Source organism: Corallococcus sp. AB018, from assembly GCF_003986945.1.
GTDB classification, from domain to species: Bacteria; Myxococcota; Myxococcia; order Myxococcales; family Myxococcaceae; genus Corallococcus; species Corallococcus exiguus.
In genome coordinates this window covers 1-18,745 of record NZ_RAWR01000128.1, presented here as the reverse complement: position 1 = coordinate 18,745, position 18,745 = coordinate 1, and the positions used below count along the sequence as shown (strand labels likewise).

Below are 18,745 nucleotides of genomic sequence, written 5' to 3'. Positions count from 1 at the left end.
CCGCTCCCGGGAGACCGTCAGCCCGCGTGTCCCCTGTCATCCCGCGCCACCGGGCGCCCGCATCCCGACATGCTCCCGAGGCGGCCCCTGTCCCGCCCGTCGCCAGGGATGGCAACGCCCCGCATGGGTCCCTACCTCAGTTCCAAGGAGGACTTTCATGTCCGTGCGGACCCGAGTGGCAGGCATCAAGAACAAGCGACGCGTGGATCCCCATGCGGCCCAGCCGAGCGTACAGGCCAGCAAGGGGCGCAAGACGCTGGCCCATGACGACGCGGCGGCGCTGCTGCGACAGAAGGAACTGAAGCGCGTGACGCTGGGCCCCGCCGCTGGCGACCACGGCCCCAAGCGCAACAACCGGGGCACGGGGCTTCGGGGGCGCAAGAAGGCGCCCAGCCAGATTCACATCAAGCGCGCGGGTGGTCCTCGCGAGCGCTCCCGGCTGCACGGGGGCTGAGGGCACACGCCCTCTGCTGAAATGACGACGCCCCGCGTGGGAGACGGAAAGGCCGTCTTCCACCGCGGGGCGCGGTGCGTCTGGGTGCTATCAGCGCCGGTCAGTAACCGACGTAGCCGCTGCCGTTGCTCAGGCCCTTGATGCCGGGGACGTCGGACACGGAGCCGTAGCGCTCGATGGAGTAGCGGACGCCGGCGATGATGTTGTCCACCGGGTTGCGGATGTTGTCGTGGCCGGGGAGCTTGTACGCGTCGAACGTCGGCTGGATGGTCTGCATCAGGCCGATGGACGGGGTGCCCTTCTGGGCGTTGGAGTCCCAGTTGTTGATGGCGTTCGGGTTCCCGCTGGACTCGTGCTGGATGATCTTCGCGATGTCCTGGGGGTTCATCTTGTCCGTCGGGACGCCGTTGGCCTTGAGGATGTCCATGGCCTGCTTGATCCAATCACCCACCTGGCCCGGGGGCACGTCACCCACCGGCTGCGCACCCTGCGTCTGCTGCGCGCCGCCCGTCAGGTCCGGCCCCTTGGACACGCCCTGCGCCTGGAACTCATCCTTGCTGCCCGGGATGTTGAGCTTCGCATCCGCGTAGATGAGGTCCTTGTTGGTGATGTTCGGGTTCGCCTTCACCAGCGAATCCACGTCCGTGTTGAAGCGCTTGGCCAGCGCGCCCAGCGTGTCGCCAGACTTGATCTTGTAGTCCATGGGGGAAGGACCTTCGCGATTGCCGAAAACGTGTATGCCTGATTCTCGGAGATTGATTCGCGGAGTTTCGCCTACATTTGCGGTTTTGTAGGCGCTTTCACGCAGAGTCACGCCCGGAACCGACCTCCTGGAATCCTGCGGTGGGACTGTCGCCAGAACAGCCCCAGCAGGACGGCGAGTGTAGCCCCCAAGCCACTGGGATTCGCGGCGCACCCGCATTTGACGTCGGGCCGGTCCGTGTCCGGTGTCAGCGGGTCGACGGTGGCCTCGCAGGGGGTGAAGCAGCGGCAGGCGTCGTCGCCGTCCACCTCCAGCCGGGCGCACACGCCCTGCTCACCGCAGGCGGCGTCCTCCGTACAGGCCGCGCCGTAGGTCCCGGCCTGGAGCGCGGGCAGCAGGCACCGGGCAGGGGCGTCCCCGGCGCTGACGCACTGAAGGCCCGAGGGACAGTCCGCGTCGCTCGCGCAGGCCTCCTCACAGAGGGCGTCCAGGGGAAGCGTCTCCGTGGGCGCGGGGGGTGGGGCTGCCTCCAGGAAGGGGCGGACGAAGTCCTCCAGTGCGTCCACCCGCACCTGGACCGCCTCCGTCCGGCAGGCCACGTCACCGCTGACGGTGAGGCCCAGGAGCACCTCGTTCCCCGCCGGGCCCCCCAACACCGGGCCTCCGCTGTCCCCCACGCAGGTCATGGCCGGCGCGGGGCCAGCCTGGAAGGCGCTGCCGGTGACGCCCGTCACCTGGAGCAGGCCCTGGCGCCGCTGGCCCGAGGGTCGGGCCGCGTCCTTCGTGTCGCCGTAACCCACCGCCCGCACCGGGTCTCCCGGCGCCACCGGGGCGTCCCCCACCTGGGGGAGCCGGAAGGGCGGGACGTCCGTCACGGGCACCGCCAGCCGCAGGAGGGCGGCGTCCCAGGTGTGCGTGGCCGGGACGAACTCCGGGTGGGCCACCGCCCGGATGACCCGCACGAACCGCCCGCCGGGCCCGGGCTCCGGGAGCAGCGTGGGGCCCAGGAAGACCTCATAGGGGCCCGCCTCCCCGAAGACGGCCAGGCAGTGCGCCGCCGTCAGCACCACGTCCGGGGCGATGAGGGCGCCCGAGCAGAGGAGCACCGGCGCCTCCCCTCCGCAGCGGGTGCGCCGGGCCACCAGCGCCACCGCCGCCGTGTGCCCGGGGGCGTCCGTCCCCTGGACCAGGGCCTGGCCCGGGCCCCCGGCGGGTCCGGAGGGGTTGGGGTCCACAGGCCCGCAGGAGGGCAAGCAGCCAAGCATCAGGGAGGCCCCGAGCGCAACCACCCCCCGGGGTCGGCATCCTGTCCTGTCCCTAGCGGACGCGGTGGACCGTTTCGCCATGGGGCGCATCATAGGCAACAGGGGCCATGGGAATGGGGGGGTGCCCCGCGTTACCTTGCCCCTGGGGGACGTGAACCGGATAGAGTCCGTTGCACGTCTCCCTGCCCCGAGGGGCTGAAGGCTTGTCTGCCTGCCTTCTCCGCCGGAGGGGACTGCCACATTGAGTGGCCTGCCACATCTTCACGGGTGGTGGGTCTGCAACCCTTTTTGGAGGATGTTCACATCATTCGCGAACAGAGAAACAGCAGCCGGGGTCCCAACAGGGACCAGAGAACCAACCGCCGCATCCGCGCGCGGGAAGTCCGTGTCGTGGGCTCCGACGGTTCGCAGCTCGGAGTCATGACCATCGAGGCGGCGCTGGAAAAGGCCCGCTCCGAGTCGCTCGACCTGGTCGAAGTCAGCCCGATGGCGAAGCCGCCGGTCTGCAAGATCATGGACTACGGCAAGTTCAAGTACGAGGAGAAGAAGAAGGCCTCGGACGCGAAGCGCACGCAGGTGGTCATCCAGCTCAAGGAAGTGAAGCTCCGTCCCAAGACGGAGGAGCACGACTACGAGTTCAAGGTGCGCAACACCCGCCGGTTCATCGAAGAGGGCAACAAGGCCAAGGTCGTCATCCAGTTCCGCGGGCGTGAAATCACGCACAAGGAGTTGGGCAGCGCCATCCTCGATGACGTCATCAAGGACCTGAAGGACGTGGCCGTGGCGGAGCAGCTGCCGCGCATGGAAGGCCGGCAGATGTACATGATCCTGGCCCCCACGCCGAAGGTCGCTCAGAAGGCGCGTGAGCAGGCGCGGCAGGCCGCTGCGGCCGCTCGCAAGTCCCCGCCCCCTGGCACCGGCAAGAAGCCCCAGGCGCCGGGTGCTCCGGGTGCGGACGGTGCCTCCACGGCCCCGGTCGAATCCGACGGCGCCAGCGAGGCCGACGACGACACGACGGACGAAGCGCCGGACGCCGCGCCCGCGACGACGTAGTCGCACGCAGGCTCGCGTCTCCCCTCACCGGGAGACGCGCACACGGGCGGTGCCCCTTGGGATGCGTCCCGGGGAGACCGCCCGCGTTCGTTTTCGTGGTTCGCCCCGCTAGCCGGGCAGGGCCCGCGTGCGCCGGCGACGGCCCCACTCCATCAGGATGAACGTCACGCCCACCGCGAGCATCGCGCTGGCACCGCCACACCCGGCGGCCATCGCCTGCTGGGAGGGGCTCGTCATGGCGCTCGCCAGCACGCCGGGATCCTGCGGTGGCGGGGACGAAGACGGGCCTCCGGTGGCGGTGAATCGCTCGCCGTCCGCGTCTTCATCCGGAGCCTGCTTCGCCGCCACGGTCTGGGACTTGAGCGACGACGCGCTGGTGGAGAAGAAGGACAGCCGGTAGCTGGAGCCGGAGGACGGCTCGATGCCGAAGAAGCACACCAACTGCACGCCCGAGGGCAGCACGTCCGGCGCCGCCGGGTAGCCCGCGAAGCCAGACACCGACGCGAGCTCCTTGCCCGCGCCCGGCTTGCCGCTGGAGGACAGCGCGCGGACCCACAGCCGGTAGCCCGTGCCGTCGCTCCGGGGCTGGTTGTAGAAGAGATACAGGCTGCTGCCCGCGCGCACGAGCGCCGGCTGCGTGGCCCAGTCCCCGTCCTCCAGCACCTTCACCGCGGAGCCGAAGGCGTTGCCGTCGAAGCGGCGGTACAGCAGCCGTTCGGAGTTGTCCTTGTAGACCAGGTGCAGGCCGCCATTCCCGTCCGCCACCGCGCTCATCGCGGCTCCGTGGTAGATGCCGTCGGAGAAGGCGGTGCGCGTGGAGGACCAGCTGGACACGGACGCGCTGTCATCACGGATGCGGTAGTGCGTGGTGTCGTGCCCGTCGTGCGAGCTCCACAGCATCATCAGCCGGCTGCCCAGGCTGATGAGCCGCCCGCCCCCGCGCTTCGGCACGCCGTGCGCGAGCGCGGACTGGGTGCGGAAGGTGGAGCCGCCGTCGCTGCTCACGGAGACGACCAGCGTGTTGCTCGCGTCCTTCTCCCGGAAGAAGGCCTGCACCCAGAGCCGGCCCTTGGAGTCGCGCGCCAGCTCCGCGCGGTAGTACGCGGTGCTGGAGCTGGTGGAGTCGAAGACGCGCACGGGCGTGTCCGGGAGCCAGTGGTTCTTGGACGCGCTGTAGCGCCACCACTGGAAGTACACGTCGCGTGACGTGGAGCCGCTGATGCCCGCGCTGTCCGGCGTCTCCACCGCGTAGACGAGCGCCACGTCCTTGCCCACCACCACCAGGTCCGCGCGGTCGTAGGTGGAGCCGTCGTGGATGATGCCCTCCTGCTTCCAGGTGCTGCCGCCGTTGTCGCTGCGGAACATCCGCAGGCCGTGCCCGTCCTGTCCGCCCTGCTGCACCGCCGCGAGCAGCACGGATCCCTCGCTGCGGGACACGCGCACGATGTGCCGGTGCGCGGGCAGCGTCAGCGCGTTGCCTCCCCGCACCGGGATGGCCGAGGGCGGTGTCGCCGCCGTCATGCCCGCCAGCAGGAGCCCTGTGACCGCCGCCCAACCCATGCCCACCCCTTCCGTTGGATTCCCCGCCGGGAAACTGGTGGGGAGGGAGGGACGAAAGAAGGTGGGAAAAAGGGTCGCCGCCTGCCCGCCTGCCCTACGAAGGGGCGGCGGCGGTGTCGTGGGCTGGACGCTTCAGCCGCGCGCCGCGGCCCTGCCGCCGATGTGCTCGCCCGCGTCCGGACGCAGCCGGCGGAAGAGCGGCCCGGCCAGCGACGACACGAAGCCGATGGCAAGGAACGGCAGCAGGAAGCGGTCCGGCGTGAGGCGCACGTCACCGCCGCCGCGCGCCACGTGCAGCATCAGGCCGCCGAAGCTGATGCCCACGCTCAGCGCCATCTGCTGCGTCACCACCGCGACGGTGGAGGCGTTGCTCACCAACTCCTTGGGGAGGTCCGCGTAGGCCATCGTGTTGGTGGCGGTGAACTGCAGGGAGCGCATGAAGCCGCTGAACACCAGCGTGCCGATGATGAGCGGGATGGGCGTGGTGACGCCGAAGAAGGCGGGCACGGCCGTCACCGCGGCGGTGAGCAGGTTGGAGGCGATGAGCGTCTGACGGAAGCCCACGCGGCGGATGAGCGCGGGCGCCACCGGCTTGCACGCGAAGGCGCCCAGCCCCGTCCCGATGGTGACGAGCCCCGCCTCCAGCGGCCCCCAGCCCAGCGCCACCTGGAAGAGCAGCGGCAGGAGGAAGGGCGTCGCCCCCAGGCCGATGCGCACCAGCGCGCCGCCCATCATGCTGGCGCGGAAGGTGTCCACCTTGAACAGGCGCAGGTTGAGCACCGGGCGCGGCGTGCGCAGCGCGTGCCGCACGTAGGCCACCAGCGCCCCCACCGCCACCAGCGTGATGCCCGCCTGCACGGGCCACGGCACCAGGCCGATGCCCACCGTCTCCGCCGCGCCCATCAGCGCGGTGATGGCGACCACGGCGATGGCGAAGCCCTTCGTGTCGAAGGGGCCGGGGTCCGGCTGCTTCAACGGGGGCACGAAGCGCGCCACGGCCCACATGCCCAGCAGGCCCACCGGCACGTTGATGAAGAAGATCCACGGCCAGTCCGCGATGCCCAGGATGAGGCCCGCGAGCGGCGGTCCCAAGAGCGGCCCCACCAGCGCGGGCATGGTGAACCAGCTCATCGCGGACACCAGCTTCTCGCGCGGCGCCGAGTTCACGACGATGAGCCGGCCCACGGGCGTCATCAGCGCGCCGCCCAGGCCCTGGACCGTGCGGAAGACGACGAGCTGCGCGAGCGTCTGGGAGAAGCCGCACAGCACGGAGCCCGCGAGGAACACGACCATGGCGGTCATGAAGACGCGGCGCGGACCGAAGCGGTCGGCGATCCACCCGCTCGCGGGCGCGAGCACCGCCAGGGCCAGGATGTACGACGTCAGCGCGAGCTTGAGATGGACGGGGTCGGTGCCGAACGCCACGGACAGCGTGGGCAGCGCGGTGGACAGCGCCGTGGAGTCCAGGAACTCCATGAACAGCGCGCTGGCCACCGCGATGGATGCCAGCCGGGAGCCTCGGGTGGATGGGGTGCTGGGAGGCGCGGTGGAGGCAGTCGCGGTGACGGACACGTCCTTTTCTATGCGCATGCCACACCGCGCCTGTCACGCCCGTGTGAAGGCGCGGCCGTGACCGGCAGAAGCGCTCATACTCCCAGCGCGAAGCGGTGGGGCCCTCGCGTGAATCGGGCGCGGCACTCCGGCTGGAGGGCAGCCGAGCGGGCACCTCAGCCCGGTTCCTCCAAACCTGTCCGACTGTCGGACAGCTTCGTGCGGAGCGTCCCCGACAGGGAGCCCCGCCCGTCCATCAGGGTTCCAGCGGCTCGTTGCGCGCGGCCTCGGCCAGGGTGCGGGCCTCTTCGCGCAGTTCGTCCAGGCGGACGCGGTGACGCTGGAGCAGCGCATCCACTTGTTCAACGCGGGACTTGTCCCCACGCGACTTCGCCTCTTGCCGCTCGCCTTCCAGCCGCGACACATCCCGCCCCAGCAGCGTGGCGACGTGCTCCGTCTTCTCCAGCCTCCAGCGCGCCGTCGGTGGCTTCTCCTCCTCGATGGGGTCGTTCTGCTGCGGCGGCGCGTTGGCCACCTCCGGCTCCGGCGGCACGTCTCCGGGCGAAGGCGGCACCACCGTGGCGTGGGGCGGCGCGGGGTCCGGCGTCCGCACCGGCACCGCGCGCTTCGGCGACACCTGGGCCGCCGTCACCGGGCCGGGGCCCGCGTTCCGCACCGGGGGCGTGGCAGCGGGAGCAGATGCCTCTCGCGACGGCCACAGCGCCACGGCAAGGAGAGCGGCCACCAGCACGCCCGCGCTCCCCAGCATCACCCGCTCACGGTTCCGCATCGTCCACTCCCCCTACAACCGAAGGCGCCAGCCGTCACCCTGGCGCTCCACCCGGAAGAGGAACGGCTCCGCGCGCTCCGTTCCTCCCTGCGACACCCGCGCCCGCACGACCACCGCGTTCGGGTCGCGGCCATCCACCTTCGCGTCGAGCACGTCCACCAGGCCCATGCCGTGCTCGCGCAGGTCCTTCACCGTCTCCTCGCACGAAGGCACGCCCTGCCCCGTCACCAGCATGGGGCCCAGCACCGAGCAGTCCCCGGACGGCAGGGCCTGGAAGAAGCGGCGCACCGCCGCCTCACCGGCCTCCGCCTTGGAGGACGTCATGGACGGACAACCGAGCATGACGAGCGCGGCGAGCCACAGCCCCGCCGCCCCCACCGCGTGCCTCACCGCGCGTCGTCCCATCCGGCCTTCAGTAGCAGTTGGGCGCGAACAACTCGTCGTCCGACGCGGACACGAACTGATCATTGCACCAGGCGCTCGCCAGCACGTGGCCGTTGCGCACGCAGCCGTCGTGGTTGGTGGCGTCCAGCGTGTACTGCGTGTCGCCACCGCAGCCGCCGCCGCAGCGGCCGAAGCAGTTGCCCATCACCTTGGGGCGCGACCAGTGGTCCGGCTCGCCGCACACCCAGGTGCTGCCGTTCATGTAGTACTCGTCGCCGTTGCACGACGTGTGGTCACCCAGCTGTGCAATCTGCTGGTTGCGCGCGTTGTCGAAGCCGCCCTTGTCGCAGTCGTGCTTCGCGTACGAGTACCAGTTGTACGTACCGCCACAACTGCCCGTGTTCTTGCCGCCGCACTTCGCGTAGCTGCACAGCATCGTGTAGCCGCGGCCCTGCTCGCCCATCACCGTGCGCTTGAGCGCGACGCTCGTGGGCTGCTGCGCCCACAGGCCCACCGCGCGGCGCAGGTACATGGCCTCCGGCGCAGCCGCGTCACCCTGCGGCAGCCCCTGGTTCAGCGCCCCGTAGAACGCGCTCAGCACCTGGCGGTCCGCGTCCACCACCTGCGTGTCCTGCACGTTCGTGTCCGCGAAGCCGTCCAGCGTGGACACGCCCGACGCCGGGTCCATCAGCCCCGTCAGCGTCATGCCGTGCATGCGCACCTCCAGGCGGTACACCCCGGGCTCTACCTCGCGCGAGGCGAAGGACACCGTCTGCCCGTCGTGTGCCCAGGTGCCCTCGGTCAGGCCTGTCCCGGAGCGGAGCGACAGCCCTTCCGGAGACGCCGGCGGCGCTTCCGTGCCCGCCCCACCACAGCCCCACAACAGCAACGCCGCGACCGCACCACCCAGTGCCTTGCGCATCCGTTTTCACCCTCCGGCCAGGACAACTTCCAAGAATTCGAAGCGAGTGCCGGATTACCGGGCGACTGCACGGGGAACAAGGCGAGGTGCGTCAGCTGGGGCCTCCAAGCATCCAGCCAGTACCGGAGGACAGCCTGGCTGTTCACGGCGGACGGGCGCGGAGGGGCGGGGATGTGGCATGACGGGCCCGCGAAGCAGGTCGTTCCCCCAGTGGAGGAAGTCCCCTTGAAAATCCCCGCGCTCACCGTGGTGGCGGCGCTCGCCGCGACGGGTTGCTCCAACGGCAGCATCACGCAGAACCGTGAAGCCATGGCCCGCATCGCCTCCAACACGGCGAAGCCCCAGCTGGCGCCCATGAAGGGCTCGGAAGTGCTGGCCGGCACGCCGGACGCCTTCAAGGCCCTGTGCAAGGCGGACCTGGAGCGCGCGCAGGCGCAGGTGGCCGCGCTGAAGAAGCTGGATCCGAAGACGAACGGCCAGGGCATCCTCAAGGCGTACGACGAAGCGCAGACGGCCATCCTCAACGCGGCCAACCGCTCCAGCCTCACGCATGAGGTGCACCCGGACGCCGCCATGCGCGACGCGTCCCGCGAGTGCGAGCAGCAGGTGGACGCGGCCAACGTAGCGCTGTCGCAGGACCGCGGCGTCTACGACGCGCTGTCGCTGGTGGACCTGTCCAAGGAGGACGCGGCCACGCACCACTGGATGGACCGCACGCTGCTGGACTTCCGCCGCGCGGGCGTGGACCGGGACGAGGCCACGCGCGCCAAGGTGAAGACGCTCAACGAGGAGATCCTCAAGCTGGGCCAGCAGTTCGGGCAGAACATCGCGGAGGACACGCGCAGCGTGGCCTTCACGACCAAGGACCTGGACGGGCTGCCGGAGGACTACAAGAAGGCGCACGCGCCCGGCGCGGACGGCAAGGTGGTCATCACCAGCAACTACCCGGACTACTTCCCGTTCATGACGTACGCGAAGAACGCGAAGGCGCGCGAGAAGCTCTGGCGCACCTACCGCCAGCGCGCGTTCCCCAAGAACCAGGCGGTGCTCGCGCAGCTCATCGAGAAGCGCAACGAGCTGGCCACGCTGCTGGGCTACGACACCTACGCGGCCTTCACGACCGAAACGCGCATGACGCGCACGCAGCAGGCCGCGGCGGACTTCATCGACCAGTTGGCGCAGGCCACGGAGGTTCGCGCGAAGAAGGAGATGGCGGACCTGCTGGCGCGCAAGAAGAAGGACGTGAAGGGCGCCACCGTGGTGGAGCCCTGGGACCAGGACTACTACGAGGACCGGCTGCGCGCGGAGAAGTTCGGGTTCGACTCGCAGGCGGTGCGGCCCTACCTGGAGTACGCGCGGGTGAAGGACGGCGTGATGGGCATCACCTCCAGCCTGTGGGGGGTGGCCTTCCAGCCGGTGAAGGACGCGAAGACGTGGCACACCGACGTGGAGGCGTATGACGTCGTGGACGGCGGCAAGCCGCTGGGCCGCATCTACCTGGACATGCACCCGCGCGACGACAAGTACAAGCACGCGGCGCAGTTCGACCTCGTCACGGGTGAGCTGGACAAGCGGCTGCCGGAAGCCGTGCTGGTGTGCAACTTCCCGCGCCCCGGCGACCTGATGACGCACGACGAGGTGGGGACGTTCTTCCACGAGTTCGGCCACCTGATGCACACCATCTTCTCCGGCCACCAGAAGTGGACGCCCATCTCCGGCATCTCCATGGAGCGTGACTTCGTGGAGACGCCGTCCATGCTGCTGCAGCAGTGGGCGGAGCAGCCGGAGGTGCTCAAGAGCTTCGCCAAGCACCACGAGTCCAACGAGCCCATCCCCGCGGAGCTGGTGGAGAAGCTGCGCGCGTCGAAGGAGTTCGGCCTGGGCCTGTACGCGCGCCGGCAGCTGTTCCTCTCCGCGGTCAGCCTCCAGTACTACTCGCGCGCGCCGGGCTTCGACACGTCCGCGGTGCTCTCCGAGCTGCAGAAGAAGCTGTCGCCCTTCCGCCACGAGTTCCGCGACGGCACCCACTTCGAGCTCGCCTTCGGGCACCTGGATGGGTACTCGGCCGCGTACTACACGTACCTCTGGTCCTCCGTCATCGCGAAGGACCTGGAGTCGAAGTTCCAGGAGAACGGCTACCTGGACCGCGACACGGCCATGCACTACCGCAAGACGGTGCTGGAGCCCGGCGGCTCCAAGCCCGCCGCGGAGCAGGTGAAGGACTTCCTCGGCCGGCCGTACGGCTTCGAGGCCTACCGCGCGTACCTCGACGGCTCCGCGAAGACGACGGGCACCGCGAAGGACGCGAAGTAGCGCTGCCTCATCCCCGGAAGCGGGCCGCGTCCTTCAAGCCCGCTTCCGGGAGTGCCGCGCCGCCTGACCCGCCCTCGAGGGCAGGAGTCGGCGCGCGGTGCCCTTCCGGTCCCCGGGCCCTGCCCGGTCGCGGAACTCCCCTTCCCTTTCAAGTCCCGTGCGCGTGCCCATCTCCATCCCGGGGACGGAGCCTGACGTCGGCCTGTCGTCACGCCGTGGATGGTGAGGGTCTTGCTTTGGAGCGCGCTCGCCGGGGCCCATTCGCGGCTCGGAGGAGGCGTGCGCGCGGTGACGGCCTGCGGTCGGAGATGGCGGAGGGTGGGCCTCGCGGCGGTGGCGGTGGTGCTGGCCACGGGCTGCAACGATTCCCTTCCCAAGGCGCGGGTGCTGCCAGGGCCGGACGCACCCGTGGATCCGCAGGACGCGCTGTGCCGCTCGGCGGCGCGAGACCCGGGCCGCGTCACGCTGCACCGCCTCAACCGCGCTGAGTACAACAACACCGTGCGCGACCTCTTGGGCGACACGGGCTCGCCCGCGAGCAGCTTCCCGCCGGACGACCACGGCTTCGGCTTCGACAACAACGCGGACGTGCTCAGCATGTCCCCGCTGCTGATGGAGAAGTACTCCCACGCGGCGGAGGCGCTGGTGGAGGCCGCGTGGACGCGAGGCGCGTTCAATGCGTGCGTGCTCGACCCCGCCCGACCGGAGGCGTGCGCGCGCGAGCTGCTCAAGCCCTTCGCGCGCAGGGCCTGGCGCAGGCCCGTCACCTCGGAAGAAGTCGAGCGGCTGGTCGCGTTCGTCGCGCTGGCCCGGCAGCAGGGCGACACTCCGGAGGTGGGCGTGAAGCTGGCGCTGCGCGCGGTGCTGGTGTCGCCGCACTTCCTCTTCCGCGTGGAGCTGGACCCCGCCCCCACGTCCACGGTGCCGCACACCGTGAGCGACCTGGAGCTGGCGAGCCGCCTGTCCTACTTCCTCTGGAGCAGCATGCCGGATGAAGCGCTGCTGCAAGCGGCGGAGAGCGGCCACCTGCACGAGCCGGAGGTGCTGGAGGCGCAGGTGCGGCGCATGCTGGCGGACCCCAAGGCCCGCGCGCTGGTGGACAATTTCGCGGGGCAGTGGCTCTACACGCGCGCGCTCGACTTCTCCCAGCCGGAGTCGCGCTACGGCTTCGACGAACCGCTGCGCGAGGCCATGCGCCAGGAGATGCAGCTCGTCTTCCAGGAGTTCGTCACCGGGGACCACCGCCTCAAGGACCTGCTGGACGCACCCTTCACCTACGTGAACGACCGGCTCGCTTCGCACTACGGTCTGCCCAAGCCCGGCACCCCCGCGATGACGCGCGTGGAGCTGAAGGACCACCCGGAGCGCGCGGGCTTGTTTGGCAAGGGCGCGTTGCTCACCGTCACCGCGAACCCGGACCGCACGTCGCCGGTGAAGCGCGGCGTCTGGGTGCTGGAGCAGCTGTTGTGCAAGGGGCCGCCACCGCCACCGCCCGACGCGGGCGGACTGGCCCCGGCGGTGGACCCCACGCTCAACATCAAGGCGCGCATGGCGCAGCACCGCGTGGACCCCACCTGCTCGAGCTGTCACACGCTGATGGATCCGCTGGGCTTCGGCATGGAGAACTTCGACCCGGTGGGCCGCTGGCGCACGAAGGAGGAAGGCGGCGCGGTGGTGGACCCCAGCGGCGAGCTGCCCGGGGGCAAGGCCTTCAACGGCGTGACGGAGATGCGCGCGGTGGTGAAGCAGGACCCGGACCTGTCCGCGTGCATGACGCGCCACCTGCTCACCTACGCGCTCGGACGCGGCGCGGAAGCAGAGGACCGCTGCACCGTGCGCGACATCTCCCAGCAGGCCGAAACCCGGGGCGGCCGGCTCACCGACTACATCCTCGCCATCGTCCGCAGCGACGCGTTCCTGCAACGGCGTGGCGAAGCGGAGGAACAAAAGCCATGAGCCGCACCCCTGCCCTCTCCCGCCGGACGCTCCTGCGCGGCATGGGCGCGCTGATGGCGCTGCCGCTCCTGGACGTCATGCGCCCGCGCACGGCCCGCGCCGCCACGCCGGCCCCGCGCCGCTTCGTGGCCTTCTACACGCCCTGCGGCATCCACATGCCCAAGTGGACGCCCGGTGGGGAGGGCGCGAACTACTCCCTGACGCCCACGCTCGCGTCGCTGGCGCCGGTGAAGGGGGACCTGCTGGTGCTGAGCGGCCTGGACAACCTGCCCGGCAAGCCAGACGGCGACGGCCACCACGCCGCCGCGACGTCCGCGTTCCTGTCCTGCGTGAAGGCGCGCAAGACGGAGGGCACCAACATCCGCACCGGCATCTCCATGGACCAGGTGATGGCGAACGCGTTGGGCAAGGCCACGCGCTACCCGTCGCTGGAGCTGGGCATCGACCAGGGCAAGGGCATTGGCAACTGCGACTCCGGCTACGCGTGCCCGTACGCGAACAACATCGCGTGGGCGGGGCCGTCCACGCCCGTGCCCAAGGAGACGAAGCCTCGCGCGGCCTTCGAGCGGCTCTTCGCGGACTTCGACCCGAACGTCACGCAGGCGGAGCTGGCGAAGCGCAAGGCGTACGGTCTGAGCATCATCGACGCCGTGCGCGACGACGCGAAATCGCTCCAGGGGAAGCTGGGCACCACGGACAAGCGCAAGCTGGATGAGTACTTCACCGGCGTGCGCGAGCTGGAGCTGCGCGTGAACGCGATGGACGGCACCGGCCCCACGTGCGGCGCCGCGGTGACGCCCGCCGACAGCGACGACGTGCGCGAGAAGACGAAGGCGATGCTGGACCTCATCGTGCTCGCGTTCCAGTGCGACCTGACCCGCACGTGCACCTTCATGCTGGGCAACGCGCGCAGCCAGCGCGTGTATTCGTTCCTGGGGCTGTCCGGCGAGCACCACACGTACTCGCACCACCAGCGGGTCCAGGCCAACTACGACGCGCTGGCGAAAATCGACAAGTGGGAGGTGGAGCAGTTCTCGTACCTCCTCCAGCGCATGAAGGGCGTGCAGGAGGAGGGCGGGACGTTGCTGGACCACAGCGCCGTGTACTTCTCCAGCGAGATTGCCGACGGCAACATGCACGAGCACAAGAACCTGCCCATCCTGCTCGCGGGCCGCGCGGGCGGCGCCATCGCTCCGGGCCGGCACATCCGCTATGGGGGGCAGCCGCTGGCGAACCTCTACATCGCCCTGCTCGGCATGTTCGGCGTGTCCGCGACGTCCTTCGGCGACGACGGCACCGGGCCGCTCCCGGGCCTGGGGGCGTAGGGCAGGAAGGGGCTCGGGCCCCTCGGGGGCAGCCTGCCCGGTTCGGTTCTCCTGCACTCGGGGCCCAGGTGCGGAATGATTCCGCGCATGGCACTTCCTGTGTTCCGTCGCGGGCTCGCCGTGTTGCTGCTGGCCCCGTTGCTTGGCTGTGGTTCCAGCGCGAACGCGCAGCGGCCCGTCTCCGCCTCCACGAGGAAGGCCGCGGCCACCGCCGCCGCGCGCAAGGCAAATACGGCCGCGCCCGCGCCTACCGAGGGCACGCGCAAGCCGGTGCCGACCGCCGCGGAGTTGAAGCGCGACATGGTGGCCGCGCACAACGAGGCGCGGTCGAAGGCCTCGCGTCCCACGCCGAAGCCGGCGCTGCCCTCGCTCACCTGGTCCGACGAGGCGGCGCGCAAGGCGGAGGCCTACGTGAAGGAGTGCCGCTTCGAGCACAACCCGGACCGGGGCACCTTCGGAGAGAACCTGGCCGCCGCGACGCCGGACACCTGGACCACCGCGCAGGTGGTGAAGGGCTGGGCGGACGAAGCCGCTGACTACGACTACGCCTCCGGCAAGTGCAAGGCCGGGAAGATGTGCGGCCACTACACGCAGGTGGTGTGGCGCACCACGAAGGCGGTGGGCTGCGCGACGCGGCTGTGCACGAAGAACTCGCCCTTCGGCGGGAACGTGAAGACGTGGCAGCTCTGGGTGTGCAACTACGCGCCGCCGGGCAACTGGGTGGGCGAAAAGCCCTACTGAGCCGCGAGCGTGATGACCTCGATGCCGCTCGCCGTGCCCACGGCGAAGCGGCGGTTCGCGGCGTCCAGCGCGAAGTGCGGCGGGGGCGGCAGGTGGTGACGGATGCTGGCCAGCACCTTCCCCGTGTCCAGGTCCTCCCAGCGCTGCACCACGCGGCCGGTGGCGCGGGACACCAGCTTCGGGTGGCCGAAGAAGTCCACCACGTGCTCCGCGTCCACGACCATCAGCGGGCCCGCGGGCTCCTCCAGCTCCACCTCCGACAGCAGCTTGCGCTCCGTGAGCGAGTACGTGCCCAGGTAGAAGGTGTCGCCGTCGCGGGACTCATCCACGCGGACGAAGACGAGCGTGTCGCGCGCTCCAAAGGCGACGGACGTGAGGAAGATGCCGCCCTCCACGCCCTCCATCAGCGCGGCGCTGTCCAGCGACGCGGGCTCCTCCAGCGCGCGGGGCACGTCGAACACCGACGCCGCGTCCACCGGGTGCCAGATCCACCCCGCGCTCGCCAGGTAGCGCCCGTCCGGGCTGAACTGGAGCCGCGAGTGGAAGATGTCCGTCGGGGTGTTGTCGCGCTTCGTGAGGCGCTCGCCCGTGGCGGCGTCCTCCAGCTCCACCACGCAGTACGACTCGGGCAGTGCGCCAGCAGCGTGCGTCCACTGGGGAGCGTGTGCAGGGCCACGGGATAGTCGTGGGTGTTCGCGTGGTAGAAGTCCCGCGTCAGCTGCCGGACCACCTCCGTGCCGTCGAGCAGCAGCCCCGTCGTCCCCAGCGACTCGTACAGCACGCTGTAGCGGCCGTCCGGGGACATCACCGCCCGGTCGAAGCGGTACGAGTAGCGCACATGCGGGTCGAAGGTGGTGCCATCCAGGTGGTAGCGCGTCAGCCCACCCACCGGGTCCACCAGCGCGTCGCCGCTCCAGCAGAGGGAGGACACGGCGCCCGGGGTCTTCAAGGTCTGTCTCTGGAAATCCATGGCGCCGGGGACGGGGGTGCCCGGCGCGGCCTGACGGCCCGCCCGGCTTCAGGCGGGGATCATCGTCAGCAGCTGCTGGGCCTTCGCGCGGAGCTCCTTGTCACCACCCTGGAGCACCTGCTGCGCGTGGTGGCGGGCCTTCGCCGGCTCCCCCAGGCGCAGCGCCAGCGCCAGGTTGAAGTGCGTGGTGGGGTCCTCGGGGTGCGCCTCCAGCACCGGCGCCAGGACGCTCGCGGCGAGCGCCGGGCCTTCCTGCGGCACGTGCTCCAGGTAGTGCACCGCCAGGTCGTTGGGCGCGCCCGTGTCCGAGGGCGCCCGCGCGACGGCCTCTTCCAGCAGCGTGCGCACCCGGCCGCGCTGGCCCGCGACGTCCAGCGCCCGCGCCAGCTGCCGGCGGGCCTCCACCGACTCGGGGTCGCGCTGGAGGACCTCCTCGAAGAGGGGCACGGCCTCCGTCAGCTTGCCGGCGAGCAGCGCGGCCATGGCGTGCAGGCCGATGAAGTTGGGGTTCTCCGGCGCCAGCTGGCGCAGCCGCAGCGCGGCGGCCAGGGCGTTCTGCGTGAGGCCCCCGAGCAGCGACAGGTTGAAGATTTCTTCCCAGAGGACCGCGTCGTCCGACGCCAGCGTCAGCGCGTCCCGCAGCTCCTGAAGCGCGAGCCCCAGGTCCCCCGTCTCCAGATACGCCCGCGAGCGCTCCCACTGCGCGCGGTAGGACTCCTTGACCATCGTGCCCCTCAACCCCGGAACATCTTGTGGAACAGCCGCATGAACATGCCCGACTTGGGCGCGGTCTCCGGGCGGCCGGACTGCTGCTGCTGCGCCTCCGACTGGAGGTCCAGCTTCATCTTCAGCTTCTTGAGGTCCGGGTCGATGGAAAAGGTGCTGAACTCATCGTTCCCTTCAAGGGCTGTCTGGATCTTCCGCGCGCGGGATTCGTCTTGGCTCATGTCGCGTCTCCTGACCGGACGCTTACCCTACCACGGGGTCCCTGCCCCTCCCCATCCTCGCTGTCCCCCTGTCCGCTTGCCCGCACACCCACCCGCGCGCGGATAATCCCTCCCATGCGACGTCCTCCCCTCTTCCGTCCCCTGTCCGCCGTGATGCTCACCCCGTTCCTCCTGCTCGCCTGTATCCCTGACGGGGACCCGGACGACACGCCCGAGGACGCGGGCGTCCAGGAGGACGGAGGCACCAGCGCCGATGGCGGCGGCGTGGAGCTGACGCAGTTCGCCCGAGACATGCTGGAGGCCCACAACGCGGCCCGCGCCGCCGCGAAGCCCACGCCGTCACCCGCGCTGGAGCCGCTCACGTGGGACCCCGCGGTGGCGGAGATCGCCCAGAAGTGGGTGGACAACTGCGATTACGAGCACAACGCGGGCCGGGGCAACGCGGGAGAGAACATCGCCGCCGCCACGCCGGACTACCTGAATGCGAAGACCGTGGTGAAGGGCTGGGTGGACGAGGTGGCGGACTACGACTACTCGAAGAACGCCTGCGCGTCGGGCAAGGCCTGCGGCCACTACACGCAGGTGGTGTGGCGCAACACGCGCCGCCTGGGCTGCGCCACGAAGCGCTGCACCGTCAATTCGCCCTTCGGGACGTCCAGCTGGGACTTCTGGGTGTGCAACTACGCGCCCCCGGGCAACTACGTGGGCCAGCGTCCCTACTGAAGGCCGCTGGCCCCACTGCGATGCCGCCTCAGCGCTTGAGCGTGCGCGCGAGGAACGCGGACGTCTCCGCCCAGGCGGACGCGGCGGAGCGCTCGTCGTAGCGGCCGCCGGAGGGGTTGGCGAAGGCGTGGTCCGCGTCGTACTCCACGATGCGGCTGCGCACGCCGGCCTCCTCCAGCGCCTTCTCGAAGGCCTGCACCGTCTCCGGCGGGATGGACTTGTCCTTCGTGCCGAAGATGCCCAGCACCTGGGCCTTGATGCTGGAGAGCTGCTGCGGGTCGGTCACCGGGTGGCCGTAGTAGATGACCGCCGCGCTCAGCTCCGGGATGGCCATGGCGGTGCGCAGCGACCAGCCGCCGCCGAAGCACCAGCCGATGCTGCCGGTGCGCACGGCCTGGATGCGCGGGTCGCCCTTGAGGAACGCGTGCGCGGCCAGCAGCGTCTTCGTGGCCTGGTCCGGGTCCACGGCCTTCACCAGCGCGAGCGCCTCGTCGGGGTTGGCGCCCACCTTGCCGTGGTAGAGGTCCACCGCGAGCGCCGCGTAGCCCTCCGCCGCCAGCCGGTCCGCCCAGGCCTGCACGTGCTCGTTGAGGCCCCACCACTCGTGGATGACGATGACGGCGGGCAGGGGGCCCTTCGCGTTCGGAGGCAGGCTCAGGTAGGCCTTGGAGCCGTCGGACAGCTCCACCGGCTGGCCCTTGCGCTCGGGGGCGGCGTCCGTGCGCAGGGTGTGCATGGCCTTGAACTCCTCCTCGGAGACGGCGCCCGTGGCGGACGGCGTGCGCGCCACCTCCGCCGGACTGCTCGTCGCGCAGGCGCCCAGCATCAGCGCCGCCGCCAGCACCCACGTGAGCCTCTTCATGTCCGGCTTCATCGTCCGTGTCCTTTCGGGCCCGGGCTGTCCGGGCCGGCTTCCGGGCGTAGCGCGGTGAAGGCGGACGCGCCAGCGCGTTGAACCCCGGACGCGAAGAGGGCCGGCGCGAGGGGAAGTCCCTCACGTCGGCCCTCGTTCCCGCCGCTCCCGTTAGGGAGAGGGGCGGACTACTTCGTCGCCGGGGGCGGCTTGGCGGCCGGGGGCGGCTTCGCGC

General features: G+C 70.6%; 18 protein-coding genes. 7 read left to right on the top strand and 11 right to left on the bottom strand.

Annotation, left to right across the window (positions count from 1 at the left end):
* Positions 1–157: 157 nt before the first annotated feature.
* Positions 158–454, top strand: a complete 297-nt coding sequence (locus D7Y11_RS25345) for a hypothetical protein (RefSeq protein ID WP_120566963.1) — start codon at positions 158–160, stop codon at positions 452–454.
* A gap of 100 nt (positions 455–554) precedes the next feature.
* Here the strand turns inward: D7Y11_RS25345 and D7Y11_RS44420 are convergent, their stop codons facing one another.
* The gene (locus tag D7Y11_RS44420; RefSeq protein ID WP_120597818.1) at positions 555–1,157 is read right to left on the bottom strand and encodes a transglycosylase SLT domain-containing protein; all 603 of its coding nucleotides are present in this window, start codon (positions 1,155–1,157) and stop codon (positions 555–557) included.
* A gap of 107 nt (positions 1,158–1,264) precedes the next feature.
* On the bottom strand, positions 1,265–2,422 hold the full coding sequence (locus D7Y11_RS25335) for a trypsin-like serine protease (protein ID WP_126934986.1): 1,158 nt from the start codon (positions 2,420–2,422) through the stop codon (positions 1,265–1,267).
* A gap of 303 nt (positions 2,423–2,725) precedes the next feature.
* On the opposite strand from D7Y11_RS25335, the gene infC reads away from it, so the two are divergent.
* Positions 2,726–3,475 (top strand): translation initiation factor IF-3, encoded by a 750-nt coding sequence (gene infC, locus D7Y11_RS25330; protein WP_120579749.1) that lies wholly within the window; start codon positions 2,726–2,728, stop codon positions 3,473–3,475.
* A 108-nt stretch (positions 3,476–3,583) separates the two neighbouring features.
* Here the strand turns inward: infC and D7Y11_RS25325 are convergent, their stop codons facing one another.
* The 5 genes from D7Y11_RS25325 to D7Y11_RS25305 all read right to left on the bottom strand — a co-directional run bounded on the left by D7Y11_RS25325 (position 3,584) and on the right by D7Y11_RS25305 (position 8,682).
* Complete coding sequence (locus D7Y11_RS25325; RefSeq protein ID WP_121755027.1) at positions 3,584–5,035, bottom strand: hypothetical protein; 1,452 nt, start codon at positions 5,033–5,035, stop codon at positions 3,584–3,586.
* Positions 5,036–5,167: 132 nt separating this feature from the next.
* The gene (locus tag D7Y11_RS25320; protein ID WP_217276148.1) at positions 5,168–6,625 is read right to left on the bottom strand and encodes a DHA2 family efflux MFS transporter permease subunit; all 1,458 of its coding nucleotides are present in this window, start codon (positions 6,623–6,625) and stop codon (positions 5,168–5,170) included.
* Between the two features lie 217 nt (positions 6,626–6,842).
* Complete coding sequence (locus D7Y11_RS25315) at positions 6,843–7,376, bottom strand: hypothetical protein (protein ID WP_126934985.1); 534 nt, start codon at positions 7,374–7,376, stop codon at positions 6,843–6,845.
* A gap of 12 nt (positions 7,377–7,388) precedes the next feature.
* Positions 7,389–7,781: a hypothetical protein gene (locus D7Y11_RS25310; protein ID WP_120579741.1), complete on the bottom strand. Its 393-nt coding sequence runs from the start codon at positions 7,779–7,781 to the stop codon at positions 7,389–7,391.
* A 7-nt stretch (positions 7,782–7,788) separates the two neighbouring features.
* Positions 7,789–8,682: a hypothetical protein gene (locus D7Y11_RS25305; protein WP_120579742.1), complete on the bottom strand. Its 894-nt coding sequence runs from the start codon at positions 8,680–8,682 to the stop codon at positions 7,789–7,791.
* Between the two features lie 171 nt (positions 8,683–8,853).
* On the opposite strand from D7Y11_RS25305, the gene D7Y11_RS25300 reads away from it, so the two are divergent.
* From D7Y11_RS25300 to D7Y11_RS25285, 4 genes are all read left to right on the top strand, one after another.
* Complete coding sequence (locus D7Y11_RS25300; RefSeq protein ID WP_199753784.1) at positions 8,854–10,995, top strand: M3 family metallopeptidase; 2,142 nt, start codon at positions 8,854–8,856, stop codon at positions 10,993–10,995.
* A 318-nt stretch (positions 10,996–11,313) separates the two neighbouring features.
* Positions 11,314–12,951: a DUF1592 domain-containing protein gene (locus D7Y11_RS25295; protein WP_233605176.1), complete on the top strand. Its 1,638-nt coding sequence runs from the start codon at positions 11,314–11,316 to the stop codon at positions 12,949–12,951.
* Entirely contained in the window at positions 12,948–14,276 is a 1,329-nt protein-coding gene (locus tag D7Y11_RS25290; RefSeq protein WP_120579744.1) for a DUF1552 domain-containing protein, read from the top strand. The genes D7Y11_RS25295 and D7Y11_RS25290 overlap by 4 nt, the downstream gene beginning before the upstream one ends.
* Positions 14,277–14,363: 87 nt before the next feature.
* Positions 14,364–15,017 carry a CAP domain-containing protein gene (locus D7Y11_RS25285; RefSeq protein WP_233607389.1) on the top strand — a complete coding sequence of 218 codons (654 nt, stop codon included), beginning with the start codon at positions 14,364–14,366 and terminating at the stop codon, positions 15,015–15,017.
* Here the strand turns inward: D7Y11_RS25285 and D7Y11_RS44415 are convergent.
* The 3 genes from D7Y11_RS44415 to D7Y11_RS25270 form a co-directional block, all read right to left on the bottom strand.
* Complete coding sequence (locus D7Y11_RS44415; protein WP_233607388.1) at positions 15,011–15,631, bottom strand: hypothetical protein; 621 nt, start codon at positions 15,629–15,631, stop codon at positions 15,011–15,013. The two genes, D7Y11_RS25285 and D7Y11_RS44415, sit on opposite strands and share 7 nt — an antisense overlap.
* Before the next feature lie 404 nt (positions 15,632–16,035).
* Positions 16,036–16,713 carry a lipopolysaccharide assembly protein LapB gene (locus tag D7Y11_RS25275; RefSeq protein WP_120579747.1) on the bottom strand — a complete coding sequence of 226 codons (678 nt, stop codon included), beginning with the start codon at positions 16,711–16,713 and terminating at the stop codon, positions 16,036–16,038.
* 8 nt (positions 16,714–16,721) lie between these two features.
* Complete coding sequence (locus tag D7Y11_RS25270) at positions 16,722–16,934, bottom strand: hypothetical protein (protein ID WP_120566951.1); 213 nt, start codon at positions 16,932–16,934, stop codon at positions 16,722–16,724.
* Between the two features lie 114 nt (positions 16,935–17,048).
* Between D7Y11_RS25270 and D7Y11_RS25265 the strand changes: the two genes are divergently transcribed.
* The gene (locus D7Y11_RS25265) at positions 17,049–17,657 is read left to right on the top strand and encodes a CAP domain-containing protein (protein ID WP_126934983.1); all 609 of its coding nucleotides are present in this window, start codon (positions 17,049–17,051) and stop codon (positions 17,655–17,657) included.
* A gap of 28 nt (positions 17,658–17,685) precedes the next feature.
* On the opposite strand, the gene D7Y11_RS25260 is transcribed toward D7Y11_RS25265, so the two are convergent.
* Positions 17,686–18,519 carry a dienelactone hydrolase family protein gene (locus D7Y11_RS25260; protein ID WP_126934982.1) on the bottom strand — a complete coding sequence of 278 codons (834 nt, stop codon included), beginning with the start codon at positions 18,517–18,519 and terminating at the stop codon, positions 17,686–17,688.
* Positions 18,520–18,745: the final 226 nt, after the last annotated feature.